Origin of the sequence: Streptomyces sp. NBC_00569 (genome assembly GCF_036345255.1) — a bacterium.
GTDB lineage: Bacteria > Actinomycetota > Actinomycetes > Streptomycetales > Streptomycetaceae > Streptomyces.
The window spans coordinates 3,045,528-3,062,948 of sequence record NZ_CP107783.1 but is presented as its reverse complement, the minus strand read 5'-3'; the positions used below and the strand labels follow the sequence as shown (position 1 = coordinate 3,062,948).

Below are 17,421 nucleotides of genomic sequence, written 5' to 3'. Positions count from 1 at the left end.
GAGTCACAAGCACGCGTGCTTGACCCGGGCGGCCGTCCGTCCGGGGCATCGACGGGGGAAGCTGATACGAGGTGTGCGGGCCGGCGCGGAATCGACGCGTCCGGAGACCACCGCGCGCCGCCTTTTGCCACACCTCTCCCTCTGCCGCCTCTTGGTGCCTTTCACCCGGTGCCCGAGAAGGGATAGGAGGGGGAATGCCGACGAATGCCGTGAGCGCCGCGAGGCCGACTTACCCGGGCGTCTACGTCGAAGAACTTCCCAGCAGCACGCGCGCCATCTCCGCCGTGACCACGTCGGTGACCGCGTTTGTGGGGCACACCCGGCGCGGCCCGCTCAACGAGCCGGTGCGCGTCACCGGATTCACCGAGTTCGAGCGGCGCTTCGGAGGGCTGAGCGCGCAGAGCCCGCTCGCCTACGCGGTGCACCAGTTCTTCGGCAACGGCGGCTCCGTCGCCGTGATCGTCAGGGTCGCCAAGGCGGGCAGCGGCAAGACCGCCTGCGTCGTCCTGGAGTCCACCGACGGCCGCAGCGAGAGCCCTGTGCTCGAGGTCCACGCCAAGGAACCCGGCGTGTGGGGCAACAGCCTGCGGGTCGCCGTCGACTACGACACGACGTGCCCCGACGAGACCTTCAACCTGCGGGTCCACGACGCCAGGGGCGAGGCCCGCGAGAGCTTCACCGGCCTGTCCATGGACGCCGGCAGCGGAACCTACGCGCCCACCGTGATCAACGCCGGATCGCGCCTCATCCGCGTCGACGCCGTGGGCGAGGGCCGCCCCGACCCGTCCGGCACCGTCTCCAAGCCGTTCGGCCACGAACTGCCCGACCTGGCCGTCGACCTGACGGTGAAGATCGGTGACGTGGAGCGTGAGTTCAAGCTCTACGACGCCGACTGCGACGGCGAAGCCCCGTCCTCCGTGGCCGAGCTGGCGCTGCTTCTGGAGCGCAAGCTGCGGGCGCTGCCCGACGCGCCGGGCCGGCACGCCTTCGCGGGTGTCGAGGTCACCGCGTTCGGCCGGCGCCTCCAGGTCGTCGCGGGCTCCACCGACCCCGAGGACGTCGTCCGCTTCCTGGGCGAGTGCGCCAACGACCTGGGCCTGGAGGCCTCGGTCAACCCGCCGGTGTTCCCGCTGGAGGGCGGCGAGGACGGCGAGGCCCCCGGCCCGCGCGACCTCATCGGCTCCGAGGCCGACAAGACCGGCATCCAGGCGCTGCGCGGGGTGGCCGACGTCAACCTGCTGTCGCTGCCGGAGCTGGCGTCGTACGAGAAGACCGAGGACGCGCTCACCGTCGTGTCCGCCGCTCAGAGGCTGTGCGAGGAACGGCGGATCTTCCTGCTGGTCGACGCGCCCGCCACCTGGGTGAGCGTGGACTCGGCGCGGGCGGGCCTGTCCGCCTTCGACGCCGTGCGCGGCAACCACGCCGGCCTGTACTTCCCGCACCTGCAGCTCACCGACCCGCTCACCGGGCGGCTGCGCGCCTTCCCGCCGTCCGGCGCGGTGGCCGGTGTCATCGCGCGCACCGACTCCGAGCGCGGTGTCTGGAAGGCGCCGGCCGGTACGGAGGCGCAGCTCGTCGGAGTGCGCTCCCTGACCGTCGATCTGACGGACCGCGAGACGGGACTGCTCAATCCGCTCGGTGTGAACTGCCTGCGCACCTTCCCGCTGGCCGGCCCCCTGGTGTGGGGCGCGCGCACGCTGGAGGGCTCCGACGCCCTCGACAGCGCGTGGAAGTACGTGCCGGTGCGGCGGCTCGCGCTGCAGGTGGAGGAGAGCCTCCAACGCGGGTTGCAGTGGGTCGTGTTCGAGCCCAACGACGAGAGCCTGTGGCAGCAGATCCGGCTGTCCGCCTCCTCGTACCTGCACACGCTCTTCCGTCAGGGCGCCTTCAAGGGCAGCACCCCGCGGGAGGCGTACTTCGTCAAGTGCGACAGCGAGACCACGACGGACGAGGACGTGGCGAACGGGATCGTCAACGTGCTCGTCGGTATCGCGCCGGTCCGTCCGGCCGAGTTCGTGGTCGTCAAGATCCAGCAGACGTCCGGGCAGTTCGCTCTCTAGCGGCCCGGGATCCAGGGAGAGCTGAAGGAAATCGATGGCTGAGTTCACGGTCAACGCCCATCGCTTCGACCCGTACAAGAACTTCAAGTTCCTGGTCCTGTGGGACGGACGTACGGTCGCCGGCATCAGCAAGATCAGTCCGCTGAAGCGGACCACGGAGGTCGTCAAGCACCGCCACGGCGGTGACCCCTCCTCCCCGCGCAAGTCGCCGGGGCGCTCGGAGTTCGAGGGCATCACCCTCGAACGCGGAGTGACCCACGACCCCGAGTTCGACCGCTGGGCCAACAAGGTCTGGCAGGTCGGCGCGGGCCTCGGCTCGGAGGTGTCCCTCGCGGACTTCCGCAAGGACCTCGTCATCCAGGTCCTCAACGAGGCGGGCCAGGTGGCCGTCTCGCACAAGCTGTACCGGACCTGGCCGAGCGAGTACCAGGTCCTCGGCGAACTGGACGCCAACGCCAACGCGGTGGCCATCCAGTCGCTGAAGCTCGAGTGCGAGGGCTGGGAGCGGGACTACGAGGTGCCCGAGCCGGAGGAGCCCTCGTTCCTCAACCCGGCCTGAGCGCTCCGCTGGAAGTGCCGCGACGGGTTGTCGTTCGTCTGCGGCTTCGTCGTGGCCGGTCGTGCGGTTCCCCACCCTCGCAAGGGTGTGCCGAACCGCCGCGACCCGCTCGGTCGAGGGAATCGGGGTGGGCATGGTGATCACCGGGGCGGCCGAACTGCTCGCTGCCTGGGAGGCGGGCCTCGGCGAGCCTCCGGTCGGGCGCGCGCTGCTGCTGCACCGCACGGCACGACCGGACGTCGGGGCGGAACGGCTGCCCGCACTGCCGGTGGGCGAGCGCGAGGCGGACCTGTTCGCGTTGCGCCGGGCGCTGTTCGGAGAGCGGATGCAGGTGCGCCTGGCGTGCGGGGCGTGCGGGGAGGACATGGAGTTCGACCTGGACGCCGGGGAACTCGCCGGGTCACTGGGCGGGCGCGGCGAGCCGGCCGTGCGGGTGCAACAGGACGGCTGGGACGTTGAGTTCAGACTGCCGGGCATCGCCGACCTGACCACCGCGGCCCGGGCGGCGGACCCGCGTACGGCACTGCTCGCGCGCTGCCTGGTCTCGGCGGTGCACGACGGGACGGCGGTAACGGCGGGGGAGTTGCCCGCGCCGGTGCAGCGCCGGATCGTCGAGGCCGTCGAGGCGGCCGACCCCGGCGCCGACCTGGCGCTCAACGTGGCCTGCCCCGAGTGCGGGCAGGCCACCCGGGCCGAACTCGACATCGCCACGTACTTGTGGACCGAACTGGACGCCTGGGCACGGGACGTGCTGCTCGACGTCCATCTGCTCGCCACCACCTACGGCTGGAGCGAGCCGGAGATCCTGGCGCTCAGCCCGACGCGGCGCCGCTACTACCTGGAGCTGTGTGCGGATGTCTGACTCCGAGGCCCCCGGGGGCTCGCCGGACTTCCTCGACCGGCTGCTCGCGCGGCACACCGCCCCGCGACCGGCCGCGGCGCGGGTACGGCCCCGGCTGCCCGGCCCGTTCGAGCGGGTCGAGGCGGTACGGGCCGCCGCACCGGCACCGGACGACGACACGCTGCTGTGGCCCGCGGCCGCGCCGCCGGCCGTCCCGCCGCCGGATGCGCCGGCGCCGACGGCCGTGGCGGCACGGACACACACGGAACGGGAGCGGACCGTCGTACACACGGAGCGGGCGGCCGAGCCGCAGGGGCCGCGTCCTGCTGCTCCGGCCCGCGCCGAGGCGCCGTCGCCGCGTCCCGCCGCCACCGTCGCGCGGGCGCTGCGGCCGCCGCCCGACAGCGGGCGGCGTGCGGCGGTGCGCGCGGAGCGGGAACCGGCACAGACCGCGGTGTCCGTGCCCGTCCCCCCGGGCAGGGACGTCGCTCCCCACGCCGTGTCGGCTGCGCTGCCCCCCAGCGCCGCCGACACGGCGGCAACGCGCGAAGCCGTACGGCAGGCCGCGGCCCGGCGACCGGCACGCGCCACCGAGCAGGTGGTGCAGGTGCAGATCGGGCGGCTCGAAGTGACGGCGGGCGAGGCGCCCGGCGCAGGACGGCCCCGGACCCCCGCCGCGGGGAGGACCGGGGCCACCCTGAGCCTCGCGGAATACCTGGCGCGGGGGCGCGAGTGAACCGCGAACACGGATCAGCACGACGACCAGCAGGCCGAGAGGAACCGAGGAACTGACGCCATGAGCAACGCACTTGCCCTCGCGCATGTCACCCAGGCCCTCGCCCTGCTGCTCGAGTCCAACCTGGGGCCCGAGATCGACATGGCCGTCAAGGTGGAGCCGCGCAAGCCGCCGGCCGACCCGCCGACCGAGCCCACCATCTCCGTCTTCCTCTACCAGGTCACGCCCGACACCTCGCAGCGCAACAACGACCTGCCGACGCGTGCGGCCGACGGCACGCTGGTCAAGCGGCCCGTCGCGGCACTCGACCTGCACTTCCTGATCACCGCGTACGGCGACGAGACGGAGCTGGTCGGGCAGCGGCTGATCGGCTCCGTGGTGCGCGCCCTGCACGAGATACCGGTCCTGCCGAAGGACATCATCGAACTCGCCGGGGAACGGCCGTACTTGGCGGGCAGCGATCTCGCCGAGTCGGCGCAGCGCGTGCGGTTCACGCCGACGGTGATGGACGTCGACGAGACGTCGAAGCTGTGGGGGATGCTCTACCAGACGCCCTACACCCTGTCGGTGGTCTACCAGGCGGCCCTCGTCCTCATCGACGGCCGGGAGACTCCGGTGGCGGGCAAGCCGGTGGAGCGGCCGGAGGTACGGGTGCTGCCGTTCGGCGCGCCGGGCGCGCCGGTCCCTCCAGGGGCGGAACCGTCTCCTGACGCGACATCAAATGATCGTTCTGCAGGCGACGCCGGGAAGCAGGAGACCGAAACCCCGGCCCGCACGAGCGCCAAGAAGGCGGCCAGGACCCCTGCGAAGGCCGTCGCGAAATCCCCGGCCAAGGCCCCGGCGCGCACACGCAAGACAGCGCCCCGGGCAGCCAAGCCCGCACAGGAGTGACACGGCATGGAGACGACGGGGGCAGGTGAGGACATGGGGACGCACGGACAGAACGCGGCGGAGGCCGACCCGGGCGGTGCGACGCTGACCGCGGAGATCCGGCGCGTCCTGGCCCGCGTCGACGCGCATGCGGCACGTGTCACGCACGGGAGCGGCGGCGCTCCCGGGGCGGAACTCGCCACGGCGCCCGGCGGCCCCGGCGCCGCCCCGCTCGACGCCCTCGTCTCCTGCTTCAGCATCACGCCCTTCGAGCGCGACCTCGTACTCCTCGCCGCCGCCCACGAACTGGAGCCCACGACCGCCGCCCGATGCGCCGCCGCCTGCGGTGATCCCGAACGGACCTACCCCACCTTCTCGCTCGCGCTGGCCGCGCTGGCCGAGCCGCACTGGAGTGCCCTGACGCCCGTGGCGCCGCTCAGACGCTGGCGGATCGTCGAGCTGGACGACGAGTCGCGGCTCACGACCTCCCGGCTGCGTCTCGACGAGCGCATCCTGCACTTCCTGCTGGGCTCGCCCTATCTGGACGCACGGCTGCACGGCCAGTTGCGCCGCACGCCGGCGCCTCAGGAGCTGACGCCGTCCTACGACCTGGCCGCGAGCCGGCTCGCCGAGGGCTGGGCGACGGCGGCGGACTCCGACGCGCCGCTCGTCGAGGTGACCGGCGGGGACCTGCGCAGCCGCGCCGACCTCGCCGCCGCGGCCGCCGCACGCTCGGGACTCGGGCTCTACTCGATGAGCGCCGAGGACGTGCCGTCCGACCCGGTCGAGCGCGACCGGCTCTCCCGGCTGTGGCAGCGTGAGGCGGTTCTGCTGCCCTCGGCCCTCCTCGTCGAGGTGGGCGAACTGGACCGCGACCAACGGGCGGCGACCGAGTCGTTCCTGGCCGGGGCCGCTGTACCGGTGGTGGTGTCGAGCGAGGATCCGCTGCGCTCGGAACGGTCGTACGGGGCCCGGGTCGTCGTGCCACGACTGGACGACGAGGAGCAACTCGCCCTGTGGGCCGGCGCGTTCGAGGGCGTGGACCTGGCCGGGAGCGAACTGCGGTCCCTGGTCGCCCAGTTCCAGCTGCCGCCGCATGTCGTGCGTTCCGCGGCCGCCGCCGTACACCGCCGGCTGCCGCACGAGGACGAGCTGGACGCCGCGGAACTCGCGTGGCGCGCCGGGCTCGACGAGGCGCGGATCGGCATGGACGAGCTGGGGCGGCGGATCGCGCCGCAGGCCGGCTGGGACGATCTGGTGCTGCACGATCGGCAGACGAGCGTGCTGCGCGAGATCGTCGCGCATGTGCGCCAGCGGGCAACCGTGCACCAGGAGTGGGGGTTCGCGGCCACCCTGCGCCGCGGCCTCGGCGTGACCGCGATGTTCGCGGGCGGCTCCGGCACCGGCAAGACGCTGGCCGCCGAGGTCATGGCGAAGGAACTCGGCCTCGACCTGTTCGTCATCGACCTGTCGCAGGTGGTGAGCAAGTACATCGGCGAGACCGAGAAGAACCTCCGCCGGGTCTTCGACGCCGCCGAACGCGGCGGCGCGCTGCTCCTGTTCGACGAGGCCGACGCGCTGTTCGGCAAGCGCAGCGAGGTCAAGGACAGCCACGACCGGTACGCCAACCTCGAGGTCAGCTACCTGCTGATGCGGATGGAGGCCTACCGGGGTCTGGCCATCCTCACCACCAACATGAAGAACGCCCTCGACACGGCCTTCCTGCGGCGCATCCGCTTCGTCGTCGACTTCCCCTTCCCGGCCGAGCACGAGCGCGCCGAGATCTGGCGCCGCGTGCTGCCGCCGCAGGCTCCGGTGAAGGACATCGACGCGTCGCTGCTCGCGCAGCTCACCGTGGCCGGCGGCTCGATCCGCAACATCGCCCTGTCCGGGGCCTTCCTGGCCGCCGAGGAGGGCGACCGGCTGCAGATGCGGCACATGCTCGCCGCCGCCCGCACCGAGTACCTGAAGCTGGAGCGCTCGCTGACGCCCACGGAGGTGCGCGGATGGGTGTGAGTTTCTCGCGCGATCAATCGCGGGGCCGATCGCGGAGCCACGCGCGGGACCGGGAGCCCTCGGCGATCCGTGTGGAGATCGGGGAGCTGGTACTCGACGGCTTCCGGGCGGATCCGGAGCGCGTCTCGGCCGCGTTCGAGAGTGAACTGACGCGGCTGGTACGGCTGCACGGCGTACCCCTGGCGGCGGACGGTTCCCTCGCGGTCGACGCGCTGTCCGGGCTGCCGCCCCTGCCCGCCGGACTGTCCGCGCGACGCCTCGGGCAGGAGCTGGCGCGTGCCGTGCACGAAGGGCTGAGCGGTCACGGGGAGGTGGGCCGGTGAGCTCCCGGACCCAGGACGCCCGTGCGGAGCAGACCGCCGAGCAGCGGCGCCGCAAGCGCAAGGAGCGGGCCGCCACGTCCCGTGCGCCCGAGCCGAAGAACATCGTCAGCGGCGCCGGACAGCCCCTCGACCCGGGCCTGCGACGTGAGTTGGAGGAGCAGCTCGGACACGATCTCGGTCGGGTACGGCTGCACACCGGCCGGGACGCCGGGCAGCTGACCGAGCTGCTCGGCGCGGACGCGGTCGCGGTCGGCCAGGACGTCTTCTTCCGCGAGGGCGCCTTCCGGCCCGGCACCGACGAGGGCCGCCGGCTGCTCACCCACGAGCTGCAGCACACGGTGCAGAACCCGCACGGCCTCGGCGCGCTGCGGGCCGGCCGCGAGCTCGGCGCCGTGAGCCTGCCGCAGCAGGCCATCGAGCGGGAGGCGGAAGCAGCTGCTCAGGCGGTCGTTCAGGAGGAGTCCGCCCCGCAGGTCGAGGAGGGGCAGGCCACTCCCGGCTGGCTGCGCTACGCCACCGTCGACGCCGACCGGATGCGCGCCGAGGCCGTCGACCCGGCCACCCTCGTGGACCGCCTCGCGGGCAACGTACTGCGTTCCCTGCGCGGCGACCCGACCGACGCGTCCGGCCGAGTGCGGCTCCAACTGGCGCGGATGTCACAGGAGTTGGAGGACGCGGTTGTCGAACGCCTGGAGAGCCGGCTGCTGACACCGGAGTACGACCGGCTCCTGGAGATCGCCGACGAGGCCCGCCCCGGACCGGTCGAACTCCAGCCCGGCGAGGTGCCGTTGCCCGAGCTCGACCTCTTCGAGGAACTCGGCGTCGAGCGCGTCCAGTGGCAGAAGAAGCAGGAGTCCGAGCGCAGTGCGGGCGACAAGCGTGCCGCCGACTCCCGCGAGGAGCAGCGGGACGCCGAGGCCCGCGACCAGAAGAGCGGCAGCGACCGCAGCCGGGCCCGCTCGGACGCCGCCGCCGAGGAGCAGGACTCCGACCGGCGCACGGAGCAGGAGGACGAGCGCAACGCCTCCCGGCAGCAGGCCAAGGAGGAGGAGCAGCAGGGGGAGGAGCAGGCGGCCGGCGACCGCGAGCGCACCGACCAGGCCTCCGACGAGCGCGCCCAGGGCGGGCAGGAGGGCACCGAACAGGCCAAGGAGGAGCGCAAGGAACAGCGCGAGCGCGAGGAGGCCGACCCGCAGCAGGCGAGCGCGCCGGGCGCCGACAAGCGCAAGCGGCAGGACGACCAGACCCAGCCGGGCGCCGGGTCGAAGAACGAGCAGCCGGACCCGAAGCAGAAGGCCCAGCCCGGACCCGTACGCCCGGAGAAGGTGGACGAGCGGGCCGAGCAGGCCGACTCCGCGCTGTCCGAACACGGCCTGAACGAGCAGGACGAGGACGGCGGCGCCGAGGCCGAGGCTCGGGAAGAGGAGCGGCCGCTCGGCCTCGAAGCGGGCGCCGACCAGGAGGTCGCGGGCGGCGAGGACGACGGCGACCGGGCGCCGGGCGCGCAGGACGAGCCCGCGATCAAGCCCGAGGACTACCTGCCGGACGCCGACCTTGACCTGTCCGCCGTACCGACCGCGGACCAGCTCGGGCCGGGCGCCGCCGCACCGTCGCCGCCCTCCTTCCCCACCCCGCCGCCGACAAAGGCGGAGAAGACCGAGCAGGAGCGGGAGAAGCGGGACCAGGAGGCGGACGAGGACAGTGCCGGCCCCGAGGCCAAGGCCCCCGGCCAGGACGACGGGCCCGTCGAGGGTGAGGCCCCGCAGCCCGAGAACGGGCCCGCCGCGCAGGCCCAGGACCGCAACACCAAGGACCTTCAGGAGACCGACAAGCCGCTCGACCAGGAGGTCGGCCCCGACCTCGCGACCCAGGACAAGGACCGGCCCGAGCCCGAGGCCGAGAAGCCCGACCCGGAGCAGCGGCAGGAGAAGGAGCAGACCAAGGGACCCGAGGACGACGGCATCGAGGCGGACGGCGACGACGAGCAGCCGGATGCCAGGGACGCGCAGGAGGAGAAGAGGGACCAGCAGGACCGTACGACCGCGGAGTCCCAGTCGGCCGCGGGTCCCGCCCCCACCGTGGTGAGCCCGGTGGCGGCGGCCGTGTCCCGGCCCGCCGGTGCGCAGACGCCCAGGACCCCGGTCGAGGACCGCGACCCCTCGCCCGCTGCCCGGCGCGGTGCCGAACCGCCCCGGTCCGAGCGCGAGGCGCCGCAGGCCAAGAGCCGGGTGCCCAAGGAGACCGGCCCCGGCGCGGCGCCGCGTGGACCGGTCGGTGCCGCCGAGAAGACGGGGCCGAACGTCGCCGCCGGACCGGGCGCCGCGCCCTCCGTCGCTCAGGCGGCGGTCAGCCCGGCGGCCGAGCAGACCGACGCGCCGGGCCAGACCGCTTCCGACACGGCCGCGCCCAGGCCCGAGGCGTCCCTGGAGAAGGACGGCGGCGGCTGCGCGCCGCCCGCGCCCGCGCCGGAGAAGGACGAGGGCGGGCAGGGCAGTTGTGGAGGGGGCGGCGGCGAGGCAGCACCCGAGGAGAAGCAGCAGGACCCGCCGGACGTCTCGGGGCAGGACCCCAAGGCCGCCGTGCAGACCGTCAGCAAGCTGGCGCCCGACCAGGCGGCGGCCGCCATGCCCGGGGTCGACAGGGCCGCGGACAAGAAGATCGGCGAGGAACAGAAGCGGCTCGACGCCGCCCCGCCGACGCGTGAACGTCCTTCGGGGGCACCGCAGACGCGTTCGGCGCCGGCCCAGGCCGCCCCCGCGGCCGCCCAGGTCACCGGCAAGGTGGAGAGGGTCGGCCCGGAGGACCAGGGCGAGAAGCAGAAGGCCAAGGGCGGTGACAAGGCCGGGGGCAAGGAGGCCACCGCCGATGTGCCGCCGCCGACGGCCCCCGCCGTGCCCGACAAGGGGCTCAGCGAGTCCGAGGCGAAGAACGTCGAGGCCGCGGCCGACGCCGTCCCGACCACCGACCCCGAACTCGAGAACAAGACGGTCGGCCCGGCACCCAAGATCCGCCTGGAGGGCGCCAGCGACCCGACCCGCACCGACGACCAGGCCAAGGCGCTCAAGGACAAGCAGGCCGACCTGCAGACGACCGGCCGCGACGACGCGGCCAAGCCCATGGGCGAGGACCAGATTTTCCCCAACGCGCCCCGGGAACAGCTCACCGGCAAAGCGTCCGGCGGTTCGGGGGGCGGCAAGGGGGGCGCCCTGGAGGCCACTCCCGCGCCGAAGGCCGGGGTCGGCGCCGTGGCCAAGCAGGAGAAGGGCACCGAGATCACCGGTGCCGCGGGCAAGGCACAGGGTGACCTCGGCACCAAGGAGAAGGAACACCAGCAGAGCGAGCAGCAGGCCAAGCAGGACAAGCAGACCGAGGTCGACCGCGAGGTCGACCGCAACACCCAGCAGCAGACCGCCGAACGCGGCCGCGTCGCGCGCGAGACACAGAAGCAGCGCGAGGACTGGCGGACCGAGCAGGACAAGAAGGTCGAGGACGCCGACAAGCAGTCCGACAACGAGCACGGCAAGAAGAACAAGGAGATCGTCAAGGCGCGCGACGACAAGGACAAGGAGGTCGGAGCGCGCAAGGACAAGGACAACGGCCAGATCGACACGGAGCGCGAGAACGCCGAGAAGGAGGCCAAGAAGAAGAAGGAGGAGAAGAAGCCCTCCGGAGGCCTGTTCGGCTGGATCGCCGACAAGGTCGCCGACTTCTTCAAGGGCCTGCTCGCGGCGGTCACCGCGGTCTTCGACGCCGCCCGCAAGGCCGTCAACGGGATCATCGACCAGTTCAAGGAGTGGGCCAACCAGGCCATCGACTTCGTACGGGACCTGGCGGTCAAGGCGATCAACGCGCTCGCCGACGTCCTGATCGCGCTCGGCGACACGCTCCTCGCGGCCTTCCCGGCACTCAGGGACCGTTTCCGCAAGGCGATCGAGGGCCTGCGGGACGCGGCGATCGCGAAGGTCAATCAGCTGGCGGACAGCCTGAAGAAGGCGGTCAACAGCCTCCTGGACGCACTCGCGGCCGGCCTGAACAAACTGCTCGACGTCCTGGAAGCGGGCGTCAAGGCGGTCATCAAGGCCTACCAGGCGATCATCGTCGGCGCGATCAAGTTCGCGCAGGCGGCGATCGAGGCGCTGGGCAAGTTCGCGGCACTGGTCGCCGACATCGCACCCGACCCGGGCGGCTGGATCTCGAAGGCGGGCAGCTCGGCCAGGACCGGTATCACCGACCACCTCTGGGGCGCCATCAAGGTGGCGGTCAAGGGCTGGTTCGACACCAAGGTCGAGGGCATCCTCGGCCTCGGCAAGGCGGTCATCGACGTCCTGGTCAAGGGCTGCGTCTCGATCAAACAGATCGGCAAGATGGCGTGGGACGCGATCATCGCGTCCCTGCCGATGATGATCGCGTCGCTCGTCATCGAGAAGGTCGTCTCGATGATCGTGCCGGCGGCCGGGGCGATCCTGACGATCGTCCAGGGACTGATGGCGGCGTGGTCGACGGTCAGCTCGATCCTGTCGGCGTTCTCGAAGTTCTGGGCCTATCTGAAGGCGGTGAAGGCGGGCCCGGCGGCGTGCCTGTTCGCGGAGGCGGTGGCGGCGGGTGTCGTGGCCCTGCTGGACTTCATCACCAACTTCCTGCTCCAGAAGCTGTCTTCGGCGACAAAGGGCGTCGGCAAGCGGCTCAAGGGCATGGCCCAGAAGATCATGGACGGCCTGAAGAAGGTCGGGGGCGGGGCGAAGAAGGCGGCGGGGGCGGCGGTCAATTCGGCTCGGGGGGCGATGCGCAACGCCCGACAGAAGCTCGCCGGGCCAGCCGGCTTCCGGAAGCCGAAGGGCGAGCCTTCACCTGACCTGAAGTCGCCTGTGAAGCCGAAGGACCACGCGACGCCCAAGGGGCCGGCGAAGAAGCCGGACGGGGCGGAGACGAAGCCGAAGGAGAGGGAGCCCGAGAAGGAGCAGGGTCCCGCCAAGGACAAGACGCCCGAGTCCGCTCCGAAGAAGAAGCAGAAGGAGATCGAGGGCCCCAAGCCGACCAAGCCCAAGAAGCCCAAGTCCCCGGTGGGTAAGGCCCTCTCGAAGGCCAAGGGCGCAGTCAAGGCTGCCCTGAAGAAGGTCGGCAACGCGGCGAAGACCCTCGGTCGGAAGCTGAAGAAGTCGAAGCTCGGCAAGGCACTCAAGAACGGCGCGTCCAAGCTGCGGAACTTCTTCAAGAAGAAGAAGGACCAGCTGCGGGACCACAAACGGCGGCAGCAGGAGCAGAAGAGGCAGAAGCAGGATCAGCGGAAGAAGGACGAGAAGTCGAAGGAGTCAAAGGAGGCGCGGCTCCAGAAGATCGCCGCGCGGATACGGCCGCTGCTTAAGCGACAGCTGGACAAGGGCACCGACCGGCGTGTTCTGCGGCTGGCTCTGGCCGCGCTGCAGCGCTGGTACCGGCTCACCGGTCTCGACATCATCGGCTCGGCCCTGTTCAACATCAGGGGCAGGCTCAACCCGGACGTCGAGATCCTCAGCGGCTGTGCCGAGGTCGACCGCGACGAGCTCCTCAAGTACATCCGGGTACTTGGCGCCGAGCTGCGGACGGGCACGGACCGGGAACGCAACGCCGGGCCCGGGGCAGCCCCGCCCGTCTCCTTCGGTCAGGTCACGCACCACGGCGGAACCAGCTTCGACGTGGAGCGCGACGTGCAGGGGGCCTCGGCCGGGGCCCTGGCCGAACACCTCGACACCGCGGCCGATCCGCAGACGGGCATCGATCTCCGAAAGCGGCGCAAGCAGGGCGACACCGACAACCTGAACTTCATCGGCAACCCGCCCCAGACGCCCACCACCCGGGTGGAGCGCAGGCTCAAGAAGGGCGGGAACCCGAGGAACTTCCTCATCACGGTCCGCGACCCCTTCACCGGCAAGATGGCGGATCCGAGCTATGCCCAGCTGAAGACGTGGATGGAGAAACTCAAGAAGAACCCGGGCCGCTTCGGCAACATCAATACAGGTCTACGGGAGTTCATGCGGAATACGACGCACGCCACGGGTTCCGGCCTGGACGACGATTTCATCCGGGGCGTGGGAACCTGGGTGATTCTTGCGGAGGGTTCGAGGAATCCCGCCGCGATGGTGACCCAGGCCATGGCGGTGGATCTGGCGACACAGGGGAAGATGGACTGGAACACCGCCGTAGATATGATGCCCATGGCAAAGGCCTGGAAGCAGGAGCAGGCCCTGGATGCGCACGGAAATCCCGTCGTCAAACCGAACGGGAGGCCGAAGTTGGTCACCGTCCAGGAAGGGGCGGTCGCCGAGGCGGACAGGCTGCAGTCCCAGCTCTTCGGTAGGGGATTGAGGTCGCCGAAGAGTATCGCCATGGCGGAATCGATCGCCGAGCGCGAAGTGGCCATCATTCGGGCGTGGATCAGCCAACTCAACGTCGTGGTCGACGATCCCTCGTCGAAGCAGGCAGTGCTGGAGAGGATCAAGAGCGAGATCCGGGCGAAGATGGAAGCCCTTTACGGGCGTTGAGGACATGACTGCTGCGGAACGAAGCAAGGGACAGGGCATGGTCTACCGGACACGACGGCGAGTGCTGCGGCACTCCCCGATGGCCGACGAAATCAACGAGTTGGCGCAGTCCTACGGCTGGCCCGTCGTGTACGAAGCTGACCGGGACTTCGACCGGGGCACTGGGCGCGAGGTGAATTGGGGGGTTACGGAACAAGTGGTGCTCGGCTATCTGGAAAGTCACATCTCCAACGACTGCTGCCTCGTCGGCGTCGGCAAGGATCCGGAGCTCGCCGAGCGGGTCGTCCGGCAAATGGATGTCGACCTCGAGGACGAAATCGAGAGCCTCGTCGAATTGCTGGCAGCGATCCAGGAGGACGAGGATCCGCGGCGCCTGGCCCAGTCGCTTGTGCGTGCCGGTTTTGGTGCGCCGCGCGAGTTCGACGAGGAGTTTTTCGACGCCTTCGCGAAGGCCGCCCGTGAAAACGACGAATACCGGGTTCGGGACATCGCCATCTCGTCGCTCGCCTACATCGAATGGCCGGAATTCAAGCCGATGCTCGAGGAGATCAAGGCCCACGATCCCGAGGAGCAGGTGCGCGCCCGGGCCTCCATGGTCCTGCGGGCGTACGAGGCCGCCGGAATGTAGGCGATGTCGTTCCCCACGTCCAAAACTGGCGAATTCCTGAAGCAGGAGGCTCATCGGGTGACCCGCTACGCAGACATCCCCAAACCCATCCGCTCCGGAATAGTCGTGGTCAACCCCGACACCGGCACCCCCCAGCGCATCATCGTCCTCCAGTTCAACCCCGACACCCTGGAGCGCAGCATCGCCCCCCAGACCGCCGGCGACAGCGGGGACGGTGGCGGTGGAGGCAGCGGTGGGGGAGACAGGAACGAGGCGCTGCGTCTCAAAGGGCCGGCCCAGGAGACCTGGAAGTTCACCGCCGAGATAGATGCCACCGACCAGTTGGAGATCGCTGCTCCCGACGGGATTCATCCGCAGCTCGCCACGCTGGAAATGCTGGTGCAGCCCACCACCGCTCAGCTCCGCGCCGCGAGCCGGCTCGCGCAGAGCGGGACCATCGAGATCAGCCCGATCGAGATGCCGTTGACGCTGTTCACGTGGGGCAGCAAGCGGGTCATGCCCGTCCGGCTCACCGAACTGTCCGTCAACGAGTCGGCGTTCGACGTGAATCTCAACCCGATCCGGGCCTCCCTCGGTATCGGCATGAAGATCCTCACCGTCAGCGACCTGCCCGCCGGGCACCGCGGCGCCGACCTCTACATGGCCCACCTCGCCCAGAAGGAGCGACTGGCCGCGGCCGCGCGGGGCGGGAGTCTCGGGGCCTTCGGGCTGCCGGGAGCAGACGTACTGAGCGGAAGGGGCTGAGGAGCACCGCCATGGCTGACATCGAGTCCTATGGGAGTGCGCTGGGGGCGATACCGGGCTCCCATCCGTATCCGCGGACGAGCCGGTACCACGACGCCGAGATCGGCATTCACCGCCAGGAGGACGGCACCGAGGTCCGCTACGCCAAGCGCCGGTTACTGCCCCCGCTCGACGCGCAAGAGACGCAGGACCACGTCGTCGGCGCGGGTGAGCGCCCCGATCTGCTCGCCCAGCGCTTCTTCGGCGACCCCGGCCAGTGGTGGCGCATAGCCGACGCCAATCCCGTACTGGATCCGAGGGAGTTGACGGACGAGGCCGGGCGCGTCGTCGAGGTCCCGTTCGCCGGCGGGCTGCCCCGAGGGGACCGGCGTGTCTGAGCAGCCCGTGGGACAGGGTCCCGTCCACATCACGCTCCTCATGGGGCCGAAGCTCGCCCGGCCGGTGCCGGCCGAGGTGACCGAGGCGTTGCTGTCGGCGCAGATCACGGCCACCGCGGGGGAGCGCAGCGGCTTTCAGATCGCCTTCGACCTCACCAAGACCGGGATCATCAACCAGAGGCTCCTGCCCGAGGGGTTCTTCGACCCCAAGACGCGGATCATCGTCACGGTCAGCGTCCGGGGTACCCCCGACGTGCTCTTCGACGGGCTCATCGTGCGGCAGGAGGTCGGTGCCAGCAACCAGCCCGGCCACTCCACCCTCACCGTCACCGGCGAGGACCTGACGCTGCTGATGGACCTGGAGGAGCGCACCGCCCGGTATCCCAACCTTCCGCCCTCCGAGCGGGTGCTGGCCATCCTGCGCCGGTACTCCGACTACGGTGTGCGGCCCGACGTCTACGCCGAGAAGGTCGCCCAGCCCCCGCACCAGGATCTCCGCGTCCACTACCAGACCGGTACCGATCTCCAGTACGTCACCGACCTCGCCCGGGCCAACGGCTACACCTTCTACCTGGAGCCGGGCCCCAACCCCGGCCAGTCCTCCGCCCGTTGGGGCCCGGAGGTCCGCCTCGGCATCCGTCAGCACGCCCTCAACGTCAACATGGATGCCAATACGACCGTTGATCAGCTGACTTTCGCCTACGACGGGACTGCGCGCGAAGAGCCCCAGGCCCGTTGGCAGGATCCCGGGACCCGGCAGTCGACTCTCCTTCCCCAGCCGCCGATCAGCCCGCTGCGCCCGCCCCTCGGGCGCCGGCCCACCCCGGCCCTCAAGCGCAGGACCCTGTCCGGGACGGCCAAGCAGCAGCGTGAGCAGGCCGAGGCCGAGCTCCTCGCCCGTGCCGCCGTGTCCGCCGACGTCGTCTCCGGTTCCGGTTCGCTCGACGTCAACCGGCACGGATACATCCTGCAGCCCCGCCAGCTGGTCGGCGTGCGCGGCTCGGGGCGGGCGTACGACGGCGACTACTACGTCAAGTCCGTCACGCACAACCTGCGACCGGGCTCCTTCCAGCAGAACTTCACCCTCTCCAGGGAGGGGCTGGAGGCGCGCAGCGACTACGTCCGGCCCTGACCCACCCAGCTCGCAGAGCCCCCAGAACCTCGTAACTCCGCACAGACCAGGAGCAGTTCAGCATGGCGGCAGACGGCAATCGCTACCTCGGCAAGTTCCGCGGCCGGGTCGTGGACAACAACGATCCGCTGCGCATCGGCCGGATCACCGTCGAGGTCCCGGACGTCCTCGGTGACGAGGCGTCCACCTGGGCGCTCCCGTGCCTGCCGTTCACCGGGCCCGAGGCCGGACAGTTCGTGGTGCCGCCGCCGGGCGCGGGCGTCTGGGTGGAGTTCGAGCAGGGGGACCCCAGCTTCCCGGTGTGGACCGGGTGTTGGTACGGCGCCGCCGAGGAGCTGCCGCCCGACGCGCGGCGTGAGCTGGCGGCCGACTCGCCCAGCAAACCGGTGGTCGTACAGACGCCGGCCGCGCACAAGCTCGTCATGAACGACACCGTCGGCGCCGAGCAGGGGATTCTGCTCCAGGCCCAGGGCGGCGCGTACATCCGCATCACCAAGGAGGCCGTGGTCGTCGCGACCGGCGCAGGCGCCCAGATCGTGCTCCGCGGCAACGAAGTAACCATCAACGAGGGCCAGTTGACCGTGCTCTCGAAGCGATAGAAGACGGGGGAAGCACCA

13 protein-coding genes are annotated in these 17,421 nt (G+C 71.1%); all 13 read left to right on the top strand.

What is annotated here, in order from left to right; all coding sequences use genetic code 11:
* Positions 1–194: 194 nt before the first annotated feature.
* The 13 genes from OHO83_RS13775 to OHO83_RS13715 all read left to right on the top strand — a co-directional run bounded on the left by OHO83_RS13775 (position 195) and on the right by OHO83_RS13715 (position 17,403).
* Positions 195–2,060, top strand: a complete 1,866-nt coding sequence (locus OHO83_RS13775) for a phage tail sheath family protein (protein ID WP_330279543.1) — start codon at positions 195–197, stop codon at positions 2,058–2,060.
* A gap of 34 nt (positions 2,061–2,094) precedes the next feature.
* Positions 2,095–2,619, top strand: a complete 525-nt coding sequence (locus OHO83_RS13770; RefSeq protein WP_100591276.1) for a phage tail protein — start codon at positions 2,095–2,097, stop codon at positions 2,617–2,619.
* Between the two features lie 133 nt (positions 2,620–2,752).
* Positions 2,753–3,481 carry a T4 family baseplate hub assembly chaperone gene (locus OHO83_RS13765; protein ID WP_330280773.1) on the top strand — a complete coding sequence of 243 codons (729 nt, stop codon included), beginning with the start codon at positions 2,753–2,755 and terminating at the stop codon, positions 3,479–3,481.
* Positions 3,474–4,196 carry a hypothetical protein gene (locus OHO83_RS13760; protein ID WP_266675055.1) on the top strand — a complete coding sequence of 241 codons (723 nt, stop codon included), beginning with the start codon at positions 3,474–3,476 and terminating at the stop codon, positions 4,194–4,196. The genes OHO83_RS13765 and OHO83_RS13760 overlap by 8 nt, the downstream gene beginning before the upstream one ends.
* 60 nt (positions 4,197–4,256) lie before the next feature.
* Positions 4,257–5,087 (top strand): Pvc16 family protein, encoded by an 831-nt coding sequence (locus tag OHO83_RS13755; RefSeq protein ID WP_266675056.1) that lies wholly within the window; start codon positions 4,257–4,259, stop codon positions 5,085–5,087.
* 33 nt (positions 5,088–5,120) lie between these two features.
* Positions 5,121–7,082: an ATP-binding protein gene (locus OHO83_RS13750; RefSeq protein WP_266676705.1), complete on the top strand. Its 1,962-nt coding sequence runs from the start codon at positions 5,121–5,123 to the stop codon at positions 7,080–7,082.
* A 71-nt stretch (positions 7,083–7,153) separates the two neighbouring features.
* Positions 7,154–7,405: a hypothetical protein gene (locus tag OHO83_RS13745; RefSeq protein WP_266675057.1), complete on the top strand. Its 252-nt coding sequence runs from the start codon at positions 7,154–7,156 to the stop codon at positions 7,403–7,405.
* Positions 7,402–13,923: an eCIS core domain-containing protein gene (locus OHO83_RS13740; RefSeq protein WP_330279542.1), complete on the top strand. Its 6,522-nt coding sequence runs from the start codon at positions 7,402–7,404 to the stop codon at positions 13,921–13,923. The genes OHO83_RS13745 and OHO83_RS13740 overlap by 4 nt, the downstream gene beginning before the upstream one ends.
* Positions 13,924–14,002: 79 nt before the next feature.
* Positions 14,003–14,551 (top strand): HEAT repeat domain-containing protein, encoded by a 549-nt coding sequence (locus OHO83_RS13735; RefSeq protein ID WP_266675059.1) that lies wholly within the window; start codon positions 14,003–14,005, stop codon positions 14,549–14,551.
* A 57-nt stretch (positions 14,552–14,608) separates the two neighbouring features.
* Complete coding sequence (locus OHO83_RS13730) at positions 14,609–15,295, top strand: hypothetical protein (RefSeq protein WP_266675060.1); 687 nt, start codon at positions 14,609–14,611, stop codon at positions 15,293–15,295.
* 11 nt (positions 15,296–15,306) lie between these two features.
* Positions 15,307–15,672: a hypothetical protein gene (locus OHO83_RS13725; RefSeq protein WP_330279541.1), complete on the top strand. Its 366-nt coding sequence runs from the start codon at positions 15,307–15,309 to the stop codon at positions 15,670–15,672.
* Entirely contained in the window at positions 15,665–16,804 is a 1,140-nt protein-coding gene (locus OHO83_RS13720; protein WP_329433670.1) for a hypothetical protein, read from the top strand. Before OHO83_RS13725 ends, OHO83_RS13720 begins: the two co-directional genes overlap by 8 nt.
* 62 nt (positions 16,805–16,866) lie before the next feature.
* The gene (locus OHO83_RS13715) at positions 16,867–17,403 is read left to right on the top strand and encodes a phage baseplate assembly protein V (protein ID WP_266675063.1); all 537 of its coding nucleotides are present in this window, start codon (positions 16,867–16,869) and stop codon (positions 17,401–17,403) included.
* The last annotated feature ends 18 nt before the right edge of the window (positions 17,404–17,421 follow it).